This window comes from Streptomyces sp. NPDC057287 (assembly GCF_042667905.1).
Taxonomy (GTDB): domain Bacteria; phylum Actinomycetota; class Actinomycetes; order Streptomycetales; family Streptomycetaceae; genus Streptomyces.
The window spans coordinates 90,409-106,288 of the sequence record NZ_JBHUYV010000005.1 but is presented as its reverse complement, the minus strand read 5'-3'; the positions used below and the strand labels follow the sequence as shown (position 1 = coordinate 106,288).

Annotated in this window: 13 protein-coding genes; 7 read left to right on the top strand and 6 right to left on the bottom strand. The window is 68.8% G+C overall.

Going from position 1 to position 15,880, the window contains the following annotated elements:
- Positions 1-148 precede the first annotated feature (148 nt).
- Positions 149-1,282 (top strand): alpha/beta hydrolase, encoded by a 1,134-nt coding sequence (locus ACFUNE_RS11320; protein ID WP_383565139.1) that lies wholly within the window; start codon positions 149-151, stop codon positions 1,280-1,282.
- A gap of 752 nt (positions 1,283-2,034) precedes the next feature.
- Here ACFUNE_RS11320 and ACFUNE_RS11315 read toward each other — a convergent pair.
- A complete protein-coding gene (locus tag ACFUNE_RS11315) occupies positions 2,035-2,331 on the bottom strand; it encodes a winged helix-turn-helix transcriptional regulator (RefSeq protein ID WP_383565710.1) in 297 nt (98 codons plus the stop codon).
- A 96-nt stretch (positions 2,332-2,427) separates the two neighbouring features.
- Between ACFUNE_RS11315 and ACFUNE_RS11310 the strand changes: the two genes are divergently transcribed.
- The 6 genes from ACFUNE_RS11310 to ACFUNE_RS11285 all read left to right on the top strand — a co-directional run bounded on the left by ACFUNE_RS11310 (position 2,428) and on the right by ACFUNE_RS11285 (position 9,444).
- Positions 2,428-3,054 (top strand): carboxymuconolactone decarboxylase family protein, encoded by a 627-nt coding sequence (locus ACFUNE_RS11310; RefSeq protein ID WP_383565137.1) that lies wholly within the window; start codon positions 2,428-2,430, stop codon positions 3,052-3,054.
- Positions 3,051-4,490 carry an MFS transporter gene (locus tag ACFUNE_RS11305; RefSeq protein ID WP_383565135.1) on the top strand — a complete coding sequence of 480 codons (1,440 nt, stop codon included), beginning with the start codon at positions 3,051-3,053 and terminating at the stop codon, positions 4,488-4,490. Before ACFUNE_RS11310 ends, ACFUNE_RS11305 begins: the two co-directional genes overlap by 4 nt.
- A gap of 303 nt (positions 4,491-4,793) precedes the next feature.
- The gene (locus tag ACFUNE_RS11300; RefSeq protein WP_383565133.1) at positions 4,794-5,243 is read left to right on the top strand and encodes a hypothetical protein; all 450 of its coding nucleotides are present in this window, start codon (positions 4,794-4,796) and stop codon (positions 5,241-5,243) included.
- Between the two features lie 747 nt (positions 5,244-5,990).
- Positions 5,991-8,201: a glycoside hydrolase domain-containing protein gene (locus ACFUNE_RS11295; protein WP_383565131.1), complete on the top strand. Its 2,211-nt coding sequence runs from the start codon at positions 5,991-5,993 to the stop codon at positions 8,199-8,201.
- Positions 8,202-8,212: 11 nt separating this feature from the next.
- Positions 8,213-8,701: a hypothetical protein gene (locus ACFUNE_RS11290; protein WP_383565129.1), complete on the top strand. Its 489-nt coding sequence runs from the start codon at positions 8,213-8,215 to the stop codon at positions 8,699-8,701.
- Entirely contained in the window at positions 8,698-9,444 is a 747-nt protein-coding gene (locus ACFUNE_RS11285) for a twin-arginine translocation signal domain-containing protein (protein ID WP_383565127.1), read from the top strand. The genes ACFUNE_RS11290 and ACFUNE_RS11285 overlap by 4 nt, the downstream gene beginning before the upstream one ends.
- A 360-nt stretch (positions 9,445-9,804) precedes the next feature.
- On the opposite strand, the gene ACFUNE_RS11280 is transcribed toward ACFUNE_RS11285, so the two are convergent.
- The 5 genes from ACFUNE_RS11280 to ACFUNE_RS11260 are packed head-to-tail and all read right to left on the bottom strand — an operon-like array spanning position 9,805 to position 15,876.
- Positions 9,805-11,022 (bottom strand): amidohydrolase, encoded by a 1,218-nt coding sequence (locus tag ACFUNE_RS11280; protein ID WP_383565125.1) that lies wholly within the window; start codon positions 11,020-11,022, stop codon positions 9,805-9,807.
- Positions 11,023-11,067: 45 nt separating this feature from the next.
- The gene (locus ACFUNE_RS11275; RefSeq protein WP_383565123.1) at positions 11,068-12,084 is read right to left on the bottom strand and encodes an ABC transporter ATP-binding protein; all 1,017 of its coding nucleotides are present in this window, start codon (positions 12,082-12,084) and stop codon (positions 11,068-11,070) included.
- Complete coding sequence (locus tag ACFUNE_RS11270) at positions 12,081-13,136, bottom strand: ABC transporter ATP-binding protein (RefSeq protein ID WP_383565121.1); 1,056 nt, start codon at positions 13,134-13,136, stop codon at positions 12,081-12,083. Before ACFUNE_RS11270 ends, ACFUNE_RS11275 begins: the two co-directional genes overlap by 4 nt.
- On the bottom strand, positions 13,136-14,137 hold the full coding sequence (locus tag ACFUNE_RS11265) for an ABC transporter permease (protein WP_383565119.1): 1,002 nt from the start codon (positions 14,135-14,137) through the stop codon (positions 13,136-13,138). Before ACFUNE_RS11265 ends, ACFUNE_RS11270 begins: the two co-directional genes overlap by 1 nt.
- 2 nt (positions 14,138-14,139) lie before the next feature.
- Entirely contained in the window at positions 14,140-15,876 is a 1,737-nt protein-coding gene (locus ACFUNE_RS11260) for an ABC transporter substrate-binding protein (protein ID WP_383565117.1), read from the bottom strand.
- Between the last annotated feature and the right edge of the window lie 4 nt (positions 15,877-15,880).

Genomic DNA, 15,880 nt, shown 5'->3' with positions numbered 1-15,880 from the left:
TTGTCGCCACCGCGGCGCTTCCCCTGCCGCTTGGACGGGCAGCCACCTCAAGTACACGTTCGCAGGGGGAATTTCCCCCTCTCACGTCATCCCATCCGTGGTACCACAGAAGGGGTTTGTCAAGCCGACTGTCGAACGGGGTGTTGTGGTGGCTGTGGGCTATCTGGTGACCGTGGTGCTGGCCGTACTGATCGTGCTGTTCTGCCTGGTTCGCATACGCGGGCCGAAACCGCTCTTCTACTTCAGCTACCGGCTCGGCCTCGTCTTCAACGAGATCCCGCACGTCGCTCTCTACGCGCTGGCGGCATCGACGGCGCTGGCCTTCTCGGAGGGCGACATCGCCACGACCGCCGACCGGGTGAACGTCGGGGTGGCAGGGGCCGCGGGCGCCGGGCTTGTGGTGGTCACCCTGCGCGGGGTGCGGGCGGCGTCCGTAGTGCGGGTCGCCCTGGACGAAGCGCTGGGCGCCAGCACGGGGACGTACCGTCGGCCGCCGCTGGCACGCATCCTGCTCAGGCCCGTCTTTCGCCGCCGCCGTGAAGTCAAGCGGGTGGGCAATCTCAGCTACGGGGACGGAGGCCGCCGCAACCTCCTCGACGTCTACCACCACCGCCTGCGCCCCGAGGGTGGCTCAGTAATGATCCACTTCCATGGTGGCCACTACGACCAGGGCCGCAAGAACACTCAGTCGCTGCCCCTGCTCTACCAACTCGCCAGCCAGGGCTGGGTCTGCATCAGCGCCAACTACCGGCTGCGCCCCGACTTCCCGCATCCCGCGCATCTGATCGACGCGAAGAAGGTCATCGCCTGGGCGCGCGAACACGCAACGAAGTACGGCGCGGCGCCTGGGGCGGCCGTGTTCGTGGCGGGGAGCTCTGCAGGTGGGCACATGGCGGCTCAGGCAGCACTCACCCCCAATGAACCGGCCTACCAGCCCGGGTTCGAGGAGGCGGACACCTCCGTGACCGCCGCCGTCGCGCTCAACGGCTTTCTCGCGGAGTACTTCGACGGCGACCCGGCGACCTCGCCGGTCAACCTCGTCCGGACGGATGCACCACCATTCCTCATCGCGCACGGGGACCTGGACGAGCTGGTGGACACCGCGAACCCCAAGGCCCTTGTCACCGCTCTGCGCTCCGTCTCCACCTCGCCAGTCGTGTATGTCGAACTGCCAGGCGCGCACCATGCCTTCGACCTCTTCCACTCCTTCCGGTTCGAGGCGCTCATCGACGGCATCGAGGACTTCGCCGCGTGGGTGACGGTCCGGAAGAAGCCGACCTGAGAACTCGGTACACACTCTCGTCGAGATGTCCTGGTTGGGCATCCAGTGTGACGATCCGGCCGTTCGCGAGGGTGTAGGCACTCGACCGTGGATCATGGACGATGAGTTTTGGGTGTTGATCGAGCCGTTGCTGCCGCCGTGGCCGAGCGGCCGCCGGGGCCTCCACCGGTGTCGGACCGGCTCCGCCTGCGGGACATCCTGTTCGTCCTCGAAAATGACACATGGTTTGGCAACTGTTGCCGCTGGAGCTGGGCTTCGGCTCGGGACAGACGTGCCGGCGGCGCCTGGACCGAGCGCAGAAGGCAGGAGTTCTCGACCGGCTGCACCGGATCCTGCTTGCCGAGCTGAACCGTTGTTCCGATGCCTGCGCCCACCGAGCCGGTGCAGGCCGGCACGAACGCCTTCACCTACGGATGGCTCCGCTCGCCGTCCTGACCTGCCTACGGCAGCCCTGAGCAGGCCCTCCGTACCGCCTCTGGTCTGAGGCCAAGTGTCGGGGGAGATCGTCTGACGCGTCGACTGCCGTGCACCGACAGGACGACCGCGTGCGGCGTTCCCATCTCAACCGGCGCACGACGGGTTCATCGTCACTCAGTGGCGCCTCGTCCAGCACTGCGATGGGATTTCCGCCCTGGCCGTCGCGCAGACACGCGCGGACGATGATGACGGGCAGACCGCGCCTACTCATCGGAGTGCCGTGATCCTTGTGCCGGACGGGCGTCCGCTTCCTCCGTCCACCGCCGACTCCACCTTCATGCGTCCGCAGGATTCTGATCGTTCTGTTCTTGCGCCTGTGCCCAGTTGATCGCCCATTCGTCGAGCGGGCGGAGGGCATGACTGAGTGCTCCCCCCATGTGAGTGAGCTCGTAGCCGTCGGCTGAGGAGGCGATGATCCCGCTTGCCGTGAGTTCGCGAAGCCGCTGGTAGAGGACGCTGGATGACATTCCTTCGCAATGTGCCAGCAGCGCGCGGGCGCCGAGTGGGCCCGCACGCAGCTCCCAGAGAATGCGCAGCGCCCACCGACGTCCGAAGAGGTCCATCGCGGCCATGATCGGACGGCCGGTCGTCGATCCACGAACCGGTGTTCCTGGGCGCGGTGTCGGCATGACTCTCCTTGCGTTTCGTTATTCGAAACACTAGCATCCGTGCGTGTTTCGAATTTCGAAACAACCTCAACGGGAGCGCCGATGCCGCGATTAGCCCTGCTGGAACCGCCGTACACCGACCAGGCCGGCGCGCTGCTCGCGCGCATGATGCCCGGGGACGCCCCGCCGATCGGGCTGTTCCGGATGTTCGCCAGAAACCTCCCGATGGCCGGCGCCATGCACGGATGGGGGCGCTATGAGCTTGGCCGACAGCTGACTCTGACCATGAGGGAACGCGAGATCGCCATCAACCGGACATGCGTGCTGTGCGGCTGCGAGTACGAGTGGGGCGTGCACATGATGACGTTCGCCGAACGGGTCGGGTTCTCCCGCGAGCAGGCGGCCTCCCTGGTGCACGGTGTTCCCGCCGACGGGTGCTGGACCTCCGAGCGGGAACGGCTGCTCATCCTCGCCGTCGACGCGCTGCACGAGCGTTCCGACATCGATGACGTGCTGTGGACACGGCTCGTGTCGGTCTTCGACGAGCTCCAGCTGCTCGATCTGCTTCTGCTGTGCGGGTGGTACCACGCCGTCAGCTTCGCCGCACGCGCCACGCGCGTGCCGCATGAGCCCGGCGCTCCTCGCTTCACCGACTTCCTCCCCCTTACGTCCGGGACGAACCGATGAGCACTGCCCGGGAGCACTCCGAGGCGCGGCTGTTGGTCTCCTCCCTTGTATTCATCGCCTTGGTCGTGGCGGCAGTCGCCAGTCTCGGGGCACCGCTCATCACCAGCGTGGCAACCACGTTCCACGTCTCCCTCGACAGCGCGCAGTGGACGCTGACCATCGCCCTGCTCAGCGGCGCCGTCGCCACACCCGTACTGGGCCGGCTCGGAGCCGGCCCACACCGACGAGCCACGATTCTTGCCACGCTGGCAGTCGTCGTGGCGGGGAGTGCCCTCACTGTGCTACCGCTGCCGTTCGCGTGGCTGCTTGTCGGCAGGGCGGCCCAAGGCATCGGGCTCGGTCTGACGGCGCTGATGATGGGCGTGGCCCGTGACCATCTTCCCGAGGGGCGCAGTGCGGCCACGATCGCCCTGATCTCGGTGGTCTCCATCATCGGGGTCGGCCTCGGCTACCCCCTCGCCGGCCTGCTCACAGAGTTCGGTGGGGTGCGCGCCGCCTACGGCCTCGGGCTGTTCGTCACCGCTACTGCCTTCCTGGCCGCCTGGCGCTCCGTGCCCGTAGCTCCCGAAGGCCGCTCCGCTCATGTGGACGTAGCGGGAGCGCTCGTCCTGGCGGGTGGACTGTTCCTCGTCCTGTTCCTCGCGAGCGAGACGAGCCTATGGAGCCGTCATCTCGCCGTGGCGGTAGTCTTCGCCATCGTTGCCGTGCTCCTGCTCTGCGCCTGGACAGCCTCTGAGCTGCGCAGTAAGACGCCCCTGGTCGATGTCCGGGCGGTACGGCACCCGGCGGTCGCCGGGGCGAACATCGCTATGTTCGTCGGCGGGATCGGCATGTACCTCTTGCTCACGCTCATCACCCGGTACGCGCAGACGCCGCACAGCGCCGGCTACGGCTTCGGGCTGACCACCTTCGTCGCCGGGCTGGTCCTCATCCCGTTCTCCGTGCTGGGGTTCGTCGCCGGCAAGGTCACGCCGCGGGTCCGGATGCGGATCGACGCCCCCTTGCTCTTGGCCGGCAGCGCCGCCGTCGTCGGTGGCGGGTTGGTCCTCTTTGCTGCCGGACGGTCGAACCTGGCCGAACTGTTCGTCGCCATGGGTGTGCTGGGTTTCGGCGTCGGCAGCTTCACTGCCGCCATGCCCGGCGTCATCCTGGCCGTCACCCCCGAGAGCGAGACGTCGAGCGCCATGAGCTTCAACTATGTCGTCCGTAGCGTCGGGTACTCCCTGGGCAGCGCCATCGGCGGCCTGGTCCTGGCCGCCGGCACCGACCCCGGCCACCCCTTCCCGAACGACAGCGCCTACACCACGGCAGCGCTGGTCGGCATCGCCGCGATGGCGATCACGACTGTGACCAGCCTCGCCCTCGCCCGCCGCTCGCCCGAGACCGACCCGATCGGAGAGTCGGCAGGAGGTGCCAGTCGTACCACTACGCCGTGACCTGCCGTCAACGCCGAGCCTTTGCCACAGCTGCCGCCGGAGCCAGCGCTTTCGGTGCCGATGACGCCTGTGCGCCGTCGGCACCAGTGACCGACTGATTCGCGATCACCGGTATGTCCTGTCCGATCGAACCGGAAGCTGAGGACCCGCACGCAGTTCCCTCACATGGCGGCCCGCAACGTCGTGAGACTCGAGCTTTCCGAAGATGCCGCCGCTGATGACGTCACCACTTGATGGAGCGTCGGGCCGCGACAGTGGGCGACGGCAGTCATCATCACCCGCCAAGCGAGCCTGGCTGCCGGGATGTCCCTGACTGCCAGGGTCTACGCCCGTATCGGTGGCGAAATACGGATCGACGAATCGGTGCCCGACGGCACTCGACTTGAGGTCGACTTCGGCATCTCCGGCCTGCTCCCCAAGTACGTCTACGACTTCTTCGACGCCCGCACCCGGGCATCCGACCTCGGTGCCGTCTACAACATCGGCGCCGTGGGCGGCGGTGTGGCCCCTGGCTCGGCGCGCTCCTCCGAGACGTCTGGGAACTGGGTACCGCGATGGCCACGCTCACCGCCATGGGCGTCCTCGCCCTTGTCCTGCTCGTGGAGCTCGACGTTCCCGGACGCCTGCTACGCCGCCAGGTCGCGGCGGTCGGAGAAGAGAGTGGAGGGCTGGCCGAGGCGCCTGCCGCAGGAGGGAAATGAGGAGCGTCACCTGATGCCGGGTCACGGGCGCACGGGGGCGTTCGCGGCGTAGCCGAGCGGACCAGCCGAAGGACATCCAGGCTCCCAACGACCTCACCGCTGCCGCCGTGCTGCGCAGCCTGGAGGCCGGGATCGGGCCAGGGGCCGAGCGCTCCCGCAGGTTCGTCGCCCTCGTGCGCGGTCAGCTTCCGTCCCCCGATGCGACCGCGGCGCCGGAGCGGCCGGCGCAAGCCCTGTGTGCCACGGATCAAGCCTCAACGGCCGTACTGCCCTGCCGCCCCGCACCGAGACTCAGGTACTGAGGTGGCCAGAGCTGCTTCGGATGAGCGTGTATCGGCCAAATATGGGGGAGCCGGGATCGAGTCGTCACCTCCGTTTCTCCTGGGGCACGAGAGCCGCGCCTGCCACGAGGGGATGCGTGCCGACCCGATTGAGCTTCCGGTTTCTGGGCGACTACCAGCCACCGGCGTCAGTGATCTTCACGGATGGTGACACGGGATCACGCCGTGCCTATCGTGATCCCGCCGTCACACCCGAGGACGCGCGTTTGGGACCGAGGGCGGTGCCGGACGCCGAGGCGGAGCCGCGGCGAGAGCCGTTCCCTGTCCGTTCCCCGACACCGGGCCCCTTGCTGCGGACGGCCGCCCACCGCCGTCCGCCGCGGGCCACTCCACGCACGTCCCGCGCAGTCCGGCCGACGCACCGCTGAGGCACAGGCATCCCGGAGCTCCTCGCGACTGACGCCGCACCACCCACCGCACCGCGACCGTGACCGCGAACCGAAGGGGATCTACTGCACATGGCCGACGAAATGGTGAGACGCGCCCAGCGCTTCGTGAACACCGTCTATGGCAGCCAGATAGGCATGACGGTCGAGGAGAACGGCCAGACCGGCTGGAACACGATGTACGCCCTGACCCGGGCACTGCAGTACGAGCTGGGCATCAGCTCACTCTCGAACAGCTTCGGCCCCACGACGCTCTCCGCGCTGACGGCGAAGTACCCCGCGCTGAACAGCGCGACCGTCCCTTCGGCGAACTTCTGCAGGATCATCCAGTCGGCGATGTACTGCAAGGGATACGACGGGGGTGACATCGACGGCATCTACAACTCGCGCGTGGCAGCGGGGATCTCGGCTCTGAAGACCGACATGGGCGTCGACGGCCTCTACCCGGGCAGTGACCTGCGTCCCAAGGTCTTCAAGGGCCTGCTGAACATGGACGCCTACGTCAGCGTGAACAACGGATCCAACGAGATCCGGGGCGTCCAGCGGTGGCTGAACGGCCGTTACGCGAACCGGCAGGACTTCTTCATCATTCCCTGCGACGGCCACAACTCGCGGGACGTCGCCAAGTCCATGCTCTTCGCGGTCCAGTACGAACTGGGCATGGCCGACGGCACCGCGAACGGTGTTTTCGGCCCGGGCACCCAGTCCGGTCTCAAGTCGCACACGGTGAGCGTGGGTTCCTCGGGCAGTTGGGTCTCCCTGTTCACCGGCGCGATGATCCTCAACAACCGGCCGGTCGCGTTCTCCAGCTCCTTCGGCGCCAGCCTCGCAAGTGCTGTGGGGGCCTTCCAGTCGTTTGCGGCGCTCCCGGTCACCAGCACCGGAAACTTCCAGACCTGGGCATCACTCCTGGTCTCGTACGGCGACCAGACGCGCAAGGGCGCGGCCTGTGACGGCGTCACGAAGATCACTCCCGCCCGGGCGGCCACGCTCAAGTCCGAGGGGATCATCTACATAGGCCGCTACCTGACCAACGCCAGTGCCACCTCGCTCCCCGAGAAGCCGATCCAGCCGGGCGAGCTCCAGACGATCGCGGACAACGGACTGCGCTGTTTCCCCATCTACCAGACCTGGGGCCGGGAGGCGTCCGGCTTCAGCTACCCCGCCGGCCGGGCCGCGGGACAGGCAGCGGTGAACGCCGCGCTCGATCACGGTTTCAAGGCCGGGACCCGGATCTACTTCGCCGTGGACTTCGACGCTCTGGACGCAGACGTCACGTCCAACGTCCTGCCCCACTTCAAGGGCATCGAGGACGCCGTCGCCGACGACGGCAACCGCTACAAGATCGGCGTGTACGGGCCGCGCAACGTGTGTACCCGGGTGGGCGAGGCCGGCCACTCCTCCGCATCGTTCGTCTCCGACATGTCCTCCGGCTTCTCCGGAAACTACGGCTACTCCCTGCCACCCGACTGGGCGTACGACCAGATCGTGACACGGACCGTGGGGACCGGTGCCGGCGCGATAGAGATCGACAACAACATCGCCTCGGGCCGCGACACCGGGCAGGGGTCCTTCGACCCGCCGCGCGCGGCCGTTCCCGACACCCTGCTGAACGGCGGGGTCAGCCAGTCGATGATGACGGACGTCGGCAGGTACATGGAGTCCATCGGCTTCCCCCTCGACGGCGGGACCAAGACCTACCAGCACTGGAAGGTCTTCGACACGACCGTCGTGGAGCACGATGACCTGATCACGGACCTCTCCCACCGGTTCAACATGCGCAAGGCGCTCATGCAGACCTCCGCCTACTGGGAGATGCGGCACATCGGCATCGAGGACGAGAGCAAAGACCTGGCCACCATCCTCGCGTACAACACGACGGGCGAGTTCATCGAGTCGTCGACCGGCATCGGCCAATGCCGCGGGTACACGGCGATCTCCGCCTGGAACCACGGCATCAGCCGCGGGTACGCGACCGGCACCCCCACCGACCCGACCGACGACGACGACCTCTACTCGATGTGGAAGCGCATCTACGACAGCGAGGAGTTCGCGCTGCAGACACTCTGCATGGTGCACCTGTGGGACGCGGACGGAAAACCGAACGGCGACCACGACGAGACGCCTCTGCGGTCCATGCGCCTGGACTACACCGACTTCGAGGTCTTCGAGGTCATCCGCCGCTACCAGGGGTTCGGCGACCAGGCCGTGGAGGACGCCGGCAAGCGTATGGGCGTCTACCAGATCATGGAGAAGTACAACTCCATCTCCCGGCACTCGTAGGGGCGGCGCCCATGCTGTTCCTCCTGCTGCTCCTCGCCGTGCTGGCAGGCGCTGTCCTCGCCGTGCTCCTCCTCGTACGCGGACTGCGAGCCGTGGTGAGGAGCGGTGACCGCTCCGGCCCGTCGTGGGCCCGGGCGGCCGCACTGCTCACCGGAGCAGCCGCCCTCGCGCTCTACGTATGGGGCATGGCGCACGTCGAGATCGCCGTGCTGGACGCGGAGGACGGAGGGACGGACTCGGCCCCCATCGGCCCCTGCCGGGAGGACGGGCCCGAATCCGCGGAGCGGGTCGACGGGTACGACGTCGGCTGGATCCCGCTGCGTTTCGACTGCCACCTCACCGGCGGCGGTACCTACACCACCTCCACCGTGCCCGGGTACGTGAACCCTGCGACGGCTCTCCTCGCGCTGACCGCCGCGGTCTCCGGCATCTTCGCGGTCGGCGCGGCGGAGCGCGCCGACCGGACGCCCGCCCCTTCGAACAGGAAGCATGATTCATGAACGTGTCACGACGGGGTTTCCTCACCCGAGCAGCCGTTGTCACCGCCGCCGCCGCGATCCCCGGCTCACTTCTTCTCTCCGCGCCCGCCTACGCGGCGCAGGGCCCGGATCCGGACAGGATCAGGGCGTCGATCCGCGAAGCCCGCGCCCGCCACGCGCGGGTGCTGTCGGGCGTCACCTCCAGCAACGGGTGGGAGATGGAGAAGATCGCCGACGACCGCGGCAACATCTACACGCGGCCCGTTCCTGGAACGCCCATCGACGGGGTCCAAGTACGCATAGGAGACGCGGAGATCGTGCTCCTCCACGTCGTCCGGCGTTTCCACTACGAGATCGACTCCCTCCGCAGGGAGGACGTCGTCGGCTGGTCGGCGCCCGAGAAGGTGCGCCGGAGTCACCCGGAGTCCAATCTGGCCTCGGGCACGGGGATCCGTATCCGGCCCGAGTCCTACCCGGCCGGCGCTCACGGCGGGTTCTTCAGCCCCCAGGTGGCGGTGATCCGGGACATTCTCGCCGAACTCGACGGTGTGGTCCGCTGGGGAGGCGACGACCGGACGCCGGACGAGGCTCTGTTCTACCTCGATGTCCAGCCTGGGGACCCGCGACTGGGTGAGACCGTCACCAGGCTGCGCGACTGGGAAGCGCACCCGGGCCAAGGGGCGGGCGTCCTGGTCGACGTCCACGCGCCCGGACGCCGTAAGGCGGCGAAGAACCTGGAACGGCGCCAGCGTAGAGCCGCGTAGGGGGCGTGGCGGCGGGGGCGACCCCGCAAGCTCAGGAAGAACGTTCCGGATTGCTGCAAGGAGATCCAGGAGTGCCGGCGCAAGGGGCACTCCCCACGCCGGATCCTGGTCGAGCACGGCACGCCGGATCCTGGTCGAGCACGGCATCGCCCACTCGATGTCGGGGCAAATCTGCCCGCGGTAGAGAACGGTCCGTACCGCTCACGCGGGATCGTTACGGATCGCGGACCATGGCCCCGGACCTGGGACACGCCGATGACCAAGGCAGGAGCGGGAACCCGGGGGATTTCCCGGGTTCCCGCGCCCGCACCTTGCGTCACCCACATGACGGTGGTGGCCCCTGCATGGCGGTGGTGACGCCTACTTGGCGGCGGTGACCACTTCGAGGCCGTCCGCCACGACCCGGCCGTCGTGCAGGACCGTGCGGTCGGTGCTGCGGTCCATGACGGCGCTGCTCGGCGTCTCGCCGTCGACGAGGAGCAGATCGGCGCGGTCGCCGACCGCGAGGCCCGGCCGGTCGGTCACCCCGGCGAGGCGCGGGACGTCGTGGCTCATGATGGAGGCGCCGCCCATGCTCGCCACCGCGAGGCACATCTCGATGTGGTCGTCGCGGCGGAAGTTGTTGGTGAAGGCGAGCTGCCAGGTGCGGTCGAGCAGGTCGCAGTTGCCGTACGGGCTCCAGTAGTCGCGCTGCCCGTCCTCGCCGAGGCCGACGCGGACGCCGGCCTCGGTGAGCTGGACGAGCGAGAGTTGGCCGCGGCCCGCGGGGGCGACGGTCGCCATGGCGATGTCGAGCTCCGCGAACTCCTCGATCAGGCGAAGGCTGGTGGATTCGTTCACCGAGCCGAGCTCGTAGGCGTGCGACATGGTGACCTTGCCCTGCATACCGAGCGCGCGCACCCGCTCCAGGATCAGATCCGTCGAGAAGACGCCCAGCTCGCCGGGCTCGTGCAGGTGGATGTCGACCTCGACGCCGTACTTCTCGGCAAGGCCGAAGACCACGTCGAGATGGCCCTTGGGGTCACGGTCCAGAGTGCAGGGGTCGATGCCGCCCATCACGTCGGCGCCCGCCTTGAGCGAGGCCTCCAGGTAGTCGGCGGTGCCGGGCTCGAGCAGGATGCCGGCCTGCGGGAACGTCATGATCTGGACGTCGGCGAGGTGCCCGAACTTCTCCTTGGCGGCGACGACCGCCTCGAACTTCTCCAGCTTGCAGTCCACGTCGACCTGCGCGTACGTGCGCACCCGCGTCGTACCGCGGGCGATCATGCGCTCCAGGGTGCCGGCCACCCGCTCGGGGAGGGCGACCTCGGCGTCGCGCCAGTTCTCGCGGTCGTTCATCGTCATCGTCCACACGCCGGGGCCGCCGGTGTGCGGGCGGAACGGCAGGCCGACGCGGGTGGAGTCCAGGTGGACGTGGACGTCGCTGAAGGCCGGCAGGAGCAGGCGGCCGCGGCCCTCGACGACCTCTGCGGCGGGTGTGGCCGCCGGATCGTGCGGGCGGATCGCGGCGATGCGGGTGCCGTCGAGCTGGACGTCACTGCGCTCGCCGCCCCAGGGGCGGACGTCACGGATGAGCATGTGGTGCAACTTCCTTACGTTGTCGGTCGGTCGGCGGATGTCGGATCAGTGGGGGGCGGCGACGGCCCGGTCGGCGAAGTGGCAGGCGGGTCCTTCGTCGCTCGCCACGGCCGGCACCTCCCCCGCGCAGCGCGCCTGTTCGGCCTCGCCGAGGGTGGGGCGCAGCGGGCAGCGCGTACGGAACACGCAGCCGGAAGGCGGGTTCGCCGGGGTGGGCAGGTCTCCGCTGAGCCGGATCCTGCGGCCCCGGTCGGCGTCCGGGTCGGGCTGGGGCACGGCGGAGAGCAGGGCCCGGGTGTAGGGGTGGCGGGGGCGGTCGAAGACGTCCCGGGTCACTCCGCTCTCCATGACCTTGCCGAGGTACATGACGGCGACGCGATCGGCGAAGTGCCGTACGACGCTCAGGTCGTGGGCGATGAAGAGGTACGAGACGCCGGTGTCGGCCTGGATGTCCTGGAGGAGGTTGACGACCTGCGCCTGGACCGAGACGTCGAGGGCGGAGACCGGCTCGTCGCAGATGATCAGGCGTGGTTCGAGCGCGAGGGCGCGGGCGATGCCTACGCGCTGCTTCTGCCCGCCGGAGAACTCGTGCGGGAACCGGTTGTAGTGGTCGGGGCGCAGGCCCACCCGGTCCATCAGTTCCCGTACGCGCGTCCTGATCCCGCCGGCCGGGTCGATGCCCTGGGCATGCAGCGGGGCGGCGATGGCGGCGCCGACCGTCTGCCGGGGGTTGAGGGACGAGGTGGGGTTCTGGAACACCATCTGGACCTGGCGCCGGTACTCCTGCGCCTCGGCCCGCTTCATCGCGCCGATGTCGCGGCCGTCGAGACGGACGGTGCCCGAGGTGGGTTCGAGGAGGCGCATCAGCAGCCGCCCGGTGGTGGACTTTCCGCACCCCGACTCGCCGACGATGCCGAGGGTCTGTCCCGCGCCGACGGAGAAGCTGACACCGTCGACGGCCTTGATCGGGGCGCCGCCGCGGCCCATCAGGCCGCCCCTGCCCGGGAAGTACTTGGTCAGGCCGTCGGCCTCAAGCAGCGGGGTCTGCTCGGTGGTGGTCATCGCGGGGCCTCCTCGGTGGTGTTGCCGACGGTGTCCCCGGTGGTTCTCCCGGCGACGGCGAGATGCTCCTGGTGGCACCGGGACGGATGGTCGGCCGCCTCGGCCGTGATGAAGGCCGGCCGCTCGCTGTGGCACAGCCCGTCGGGCACGAGGTGGGTCTGCGGGCAGCGGTCGGCGAAGAGACACCCGGTGGGCAGCGTGGTGAGCGACGGCGGGAAGCCGGGGATCGGGCGCAGCCGTTCGCCGTTGTCGCCGAGCGTCGGCATGGAGGCCAGCAGGCCCTGGGTGTAGGGGTGGCGCGGGTCCCGGAACAGCTCGCGCACGCTGCCCCGCTCCACGCACTGTCCGCCGTACATGACGGCGACGTGGTGGCAGACCTCGGCGACGACGCCGAGGTCGTGGGTGACGAGGACGACGGCGGTGCCGGTCTCCTGCTGGAGTTCGCCGAGCAGGTCGAGGATCTGCGCCTGCACGGTGACGTCGAGAGCGGTCGTCGGTTCGTCGGCGATGAGCAGTTCGGGTTCGCAGACGAGCGCCATGGCGATCATCGCGCGCTGGCGCATGCCGCCGGAGAACTCGTGCGGGAAGGCGCCGGCCCGCCGCTTCGGGTCGGGGATGCCCACCCGGCCGAGCATGTCGACGGCGACGGCGAGCGCGGCCTTGCGCGACACCTTGTTGTGGACGCGGTACGCCTCGGCGATCTGCGCGCCGACGGTGTGGAAGGGGTGCATAGCGGAGAGCGGGTCCTGGAAGATCATGGCGATCTTCTTGCCACGCCAGGTCCGCATCCGGTCCTCGGACAAGGAGTTGAGGTCGGTCCCGTCGAGCAGTATCTCGCCGGTGACCTGTGCCCGGCTCTCCTTGAGGAGGCCCATCAGCGCCTGGCTGGTGACGGTCTTGCCGGAGCCGGACTCGCCGACGAGGCCGACGGTCTCGCCCCGGTTCAGGGTGAGGTCCATGCCGTTGACGGCGTGCACGAGTCCGTCGTCGGTGGGGAAGGCGACGCGCAAGTCGCTCATGCGGAGCAGGGGTTGCTCGGTGGAGGTGGACATCAGGCGGCCCTCACTCGCGGGTCGATGACGGCGTAGACGGCGTCGACGACGACATTGGCGACGATGATGAAGAAGGCGGCGAGCAGGGTGATCGCCATGGTCACGGGCAGATCGCCGGCCTGCGCGGCCCGTACGGCCGTGAAGCCGACTCCGGGGACGGAGAAGATCTGCTCGGTGAGGACCGCGCCGCCGAGCAGCAGGCCGATGTCGAGGCCCAGCATGGTGACGACGGGGGTGAGCCCGGCGCGGGCGCCGTGCCGGACGACCATCACGGTCTTCGACAGGCCCTTGGAGCGGGCGGTGCGCATGAAGTCCTCGCCGAGCGTCTCCAGCATGGAGCTGCGGGTGACGCGGATGTACTGGGCGCTGAACAGGACGGCGAGCGCGACCCAGGGCAGCAGATAGTTCTGGGACCAGCCGCCGAACCCGGCGGGGCCGAACGGTGAGGTGATGGCGTTCGTCGTGAACGGCAGCAGGTCGAACGTCGAGACGAAGACGAGGAGCAGGAGCAGACCGGTGACCGGGATCGGCAGGGACACGCCGATGGAGGCGGCGCCGACGATCACCTTGTCGGTGAGCTGGTTCTTGCGCAGCGCGGCCAGCGTACCGAGGGTGACGCCCGCGACCGTCCACAGGACGATCGCTCCGACGGCGACGGAGACGGTGTAGGGCAGGGCGCGTTCCAGTACGGCCGTGACGTCCTCGTTCGTCTGGAAGGACTTGCCGAAGCAGGGCCACTCGCACAGCGACTGTGCGCCGGCCGCGCCGACTGTCCGCCCGTGGAACAGGCCGGACATGTAGGTCAGGTACTGGGTGAGGAACGGCTTGTCCATGCCGAGGGCGACGCGCGCCTCGGCGACGCGTTCGGGCGTGCACTCCTGGCCGCAGGCCGCGGCGGCCGGGTCGGCGGGCCCGAACTGGAACAGGCTGAAGGTGACGAAGCTGATGACGATCAGCAGGACGACGGTGGCGCCGAGACGCCGTAGCAGAAAGGCGGGCATGGTCACCCCTTCTTGGACACGACCGAGACGGTCGACAGGTCGATGGAGCCGAAGAAGTAACCGACTTGCGCGTTGCGGATGCGGGATCCGACGACGCTGCGGGTGACGCTCCTGATCAGCGGGACGAGCGGGTAGTCCTGCATGCCCCGGTCGAAGAGCGTCGCCCACTTGCGGCCGAGGTCCTCGCTCGTACCGTTCTCGCCGCGCAGCGCGTACATGGCGCCGGCGATCTCCGGGTTGTGGTAGCGGGGGATGTTGGAGAAGCCGAAGGACTTGCCGTCGACGCTCGGGCCCAGGTTCGGGTCGACGGTCGTGCGCACCGAACCGCTGTCGGCGCCACCGCACCAGCCGCTGCGGGCGATGTCCGGCATGTTCTCGCCGGCGAGCGTCGTGTAGTAGTTCGCGGCGGGGATGGCGCGCAGTTCGAGGTCGATGCCGATCTGCTTCAGGTTCTGCTGGAGCGAGGTGCCCATGTTCTTGAAGCGGGGCGTCGCGTCGGCGTACCCGTAGACGAGCTTCTTCGGGTAGTCGCGGCCCTTGAGGAGCTTCTTGGCCGCCGCCACCCGGGGCTGCCCCGACGGGTCGAGGGCCGTGTGCTGGGTGACGTATCCGCGCTGGTCGGAATTGATGTACGACTGGGTGAGCTTGCCGAAGCGGGCGCCGCCGTACTGGAGGTGGATGGCTTTGCGGTCGATGGCGACGGCTATCGCCTCGCGCACGACCGGGTCCTTGATGGACTCGGTGTTGAAGTCCAGGACGTCGGTGCAGCCGATCAGCCCGGAGGCGGTGCGCCGCGCGACGTTCGCCGTGTCGAGCTTCGCCGCGTCGGACGCCTGGAGGCCGCCCGCGCTGTCGAGGGTGAGGGCCGTCGCGTCGGAGTCGGCGAGCAGTTGCTGGCTGATGGTCGACTGGGCGGTGGAGAGGCTGAAGGTGAAGGTGTCCGGCAGCGCGGTGCGGTTCGGGTCGGTCGCCGGGTCCCACGCGGGGTTGCGCACGAGCTGCATGGAGCGGCCGCGGTCGTAGTGCTTGATCTTGTACGGGCCGGTGGACACCGGGTGGTTGGTGTAGTCGAGCTTGGTGTCCTTCGCCCGGGGCACGGGGGCGGTGTTGGAGCGCGAGACGAGCGCGGGGAACTCGGCGAAGGGCTGCTTCAGCCTGAAGACGACCGTACGGCCGTCGGGTGTCTCGATGCCCTTGAAGTCACCGGCGGAGCCCTTGGCGTAGGGGCCCTTGTAGCCGTCGTCGGACAGGGCCGCGTTCAGTTCCTGCGGCGCCTGTGTGTAGACGTCGCGGGCGTAGGTCCGCTCGACGCCGTACTTGACGTCCTTGGCGGTGATCGGTGAGCCGTCCTCGAACTTGAGCCCCTTCTTCAGGGTGTACGTCCAGGTCAGTCCGTCCTTGGACACCTTGCCGAGGTCGGTGGCGAGGTCGGGAACGATCTTCGGGGGCTTGCCCGCCTCCTCCTTCGCCATGGTGAGGGTGCGGTAATAGAGCTGGCCGACGTTGGCCGTCTGGACGTAGTTGCTGTTGCCCGGGTCGAGGGTCTGGAAGTCGGTGGACATCAGGACGTTGACGTTGCCGCCCCGGGTCGTGTCGCCCTCGCCGACCTTGACGGCCTCGAAGGCGTCGGCGGGGGCGCGGGAGCCCGAGCCGGGCGCGGGCCTGGGGCCACCGCACGCGGTGAGGGTCAGTCCGGTGGCCGCCGCCAGGGCGAGCGCCGCCGTGGTGCGTCGATTCACTGCT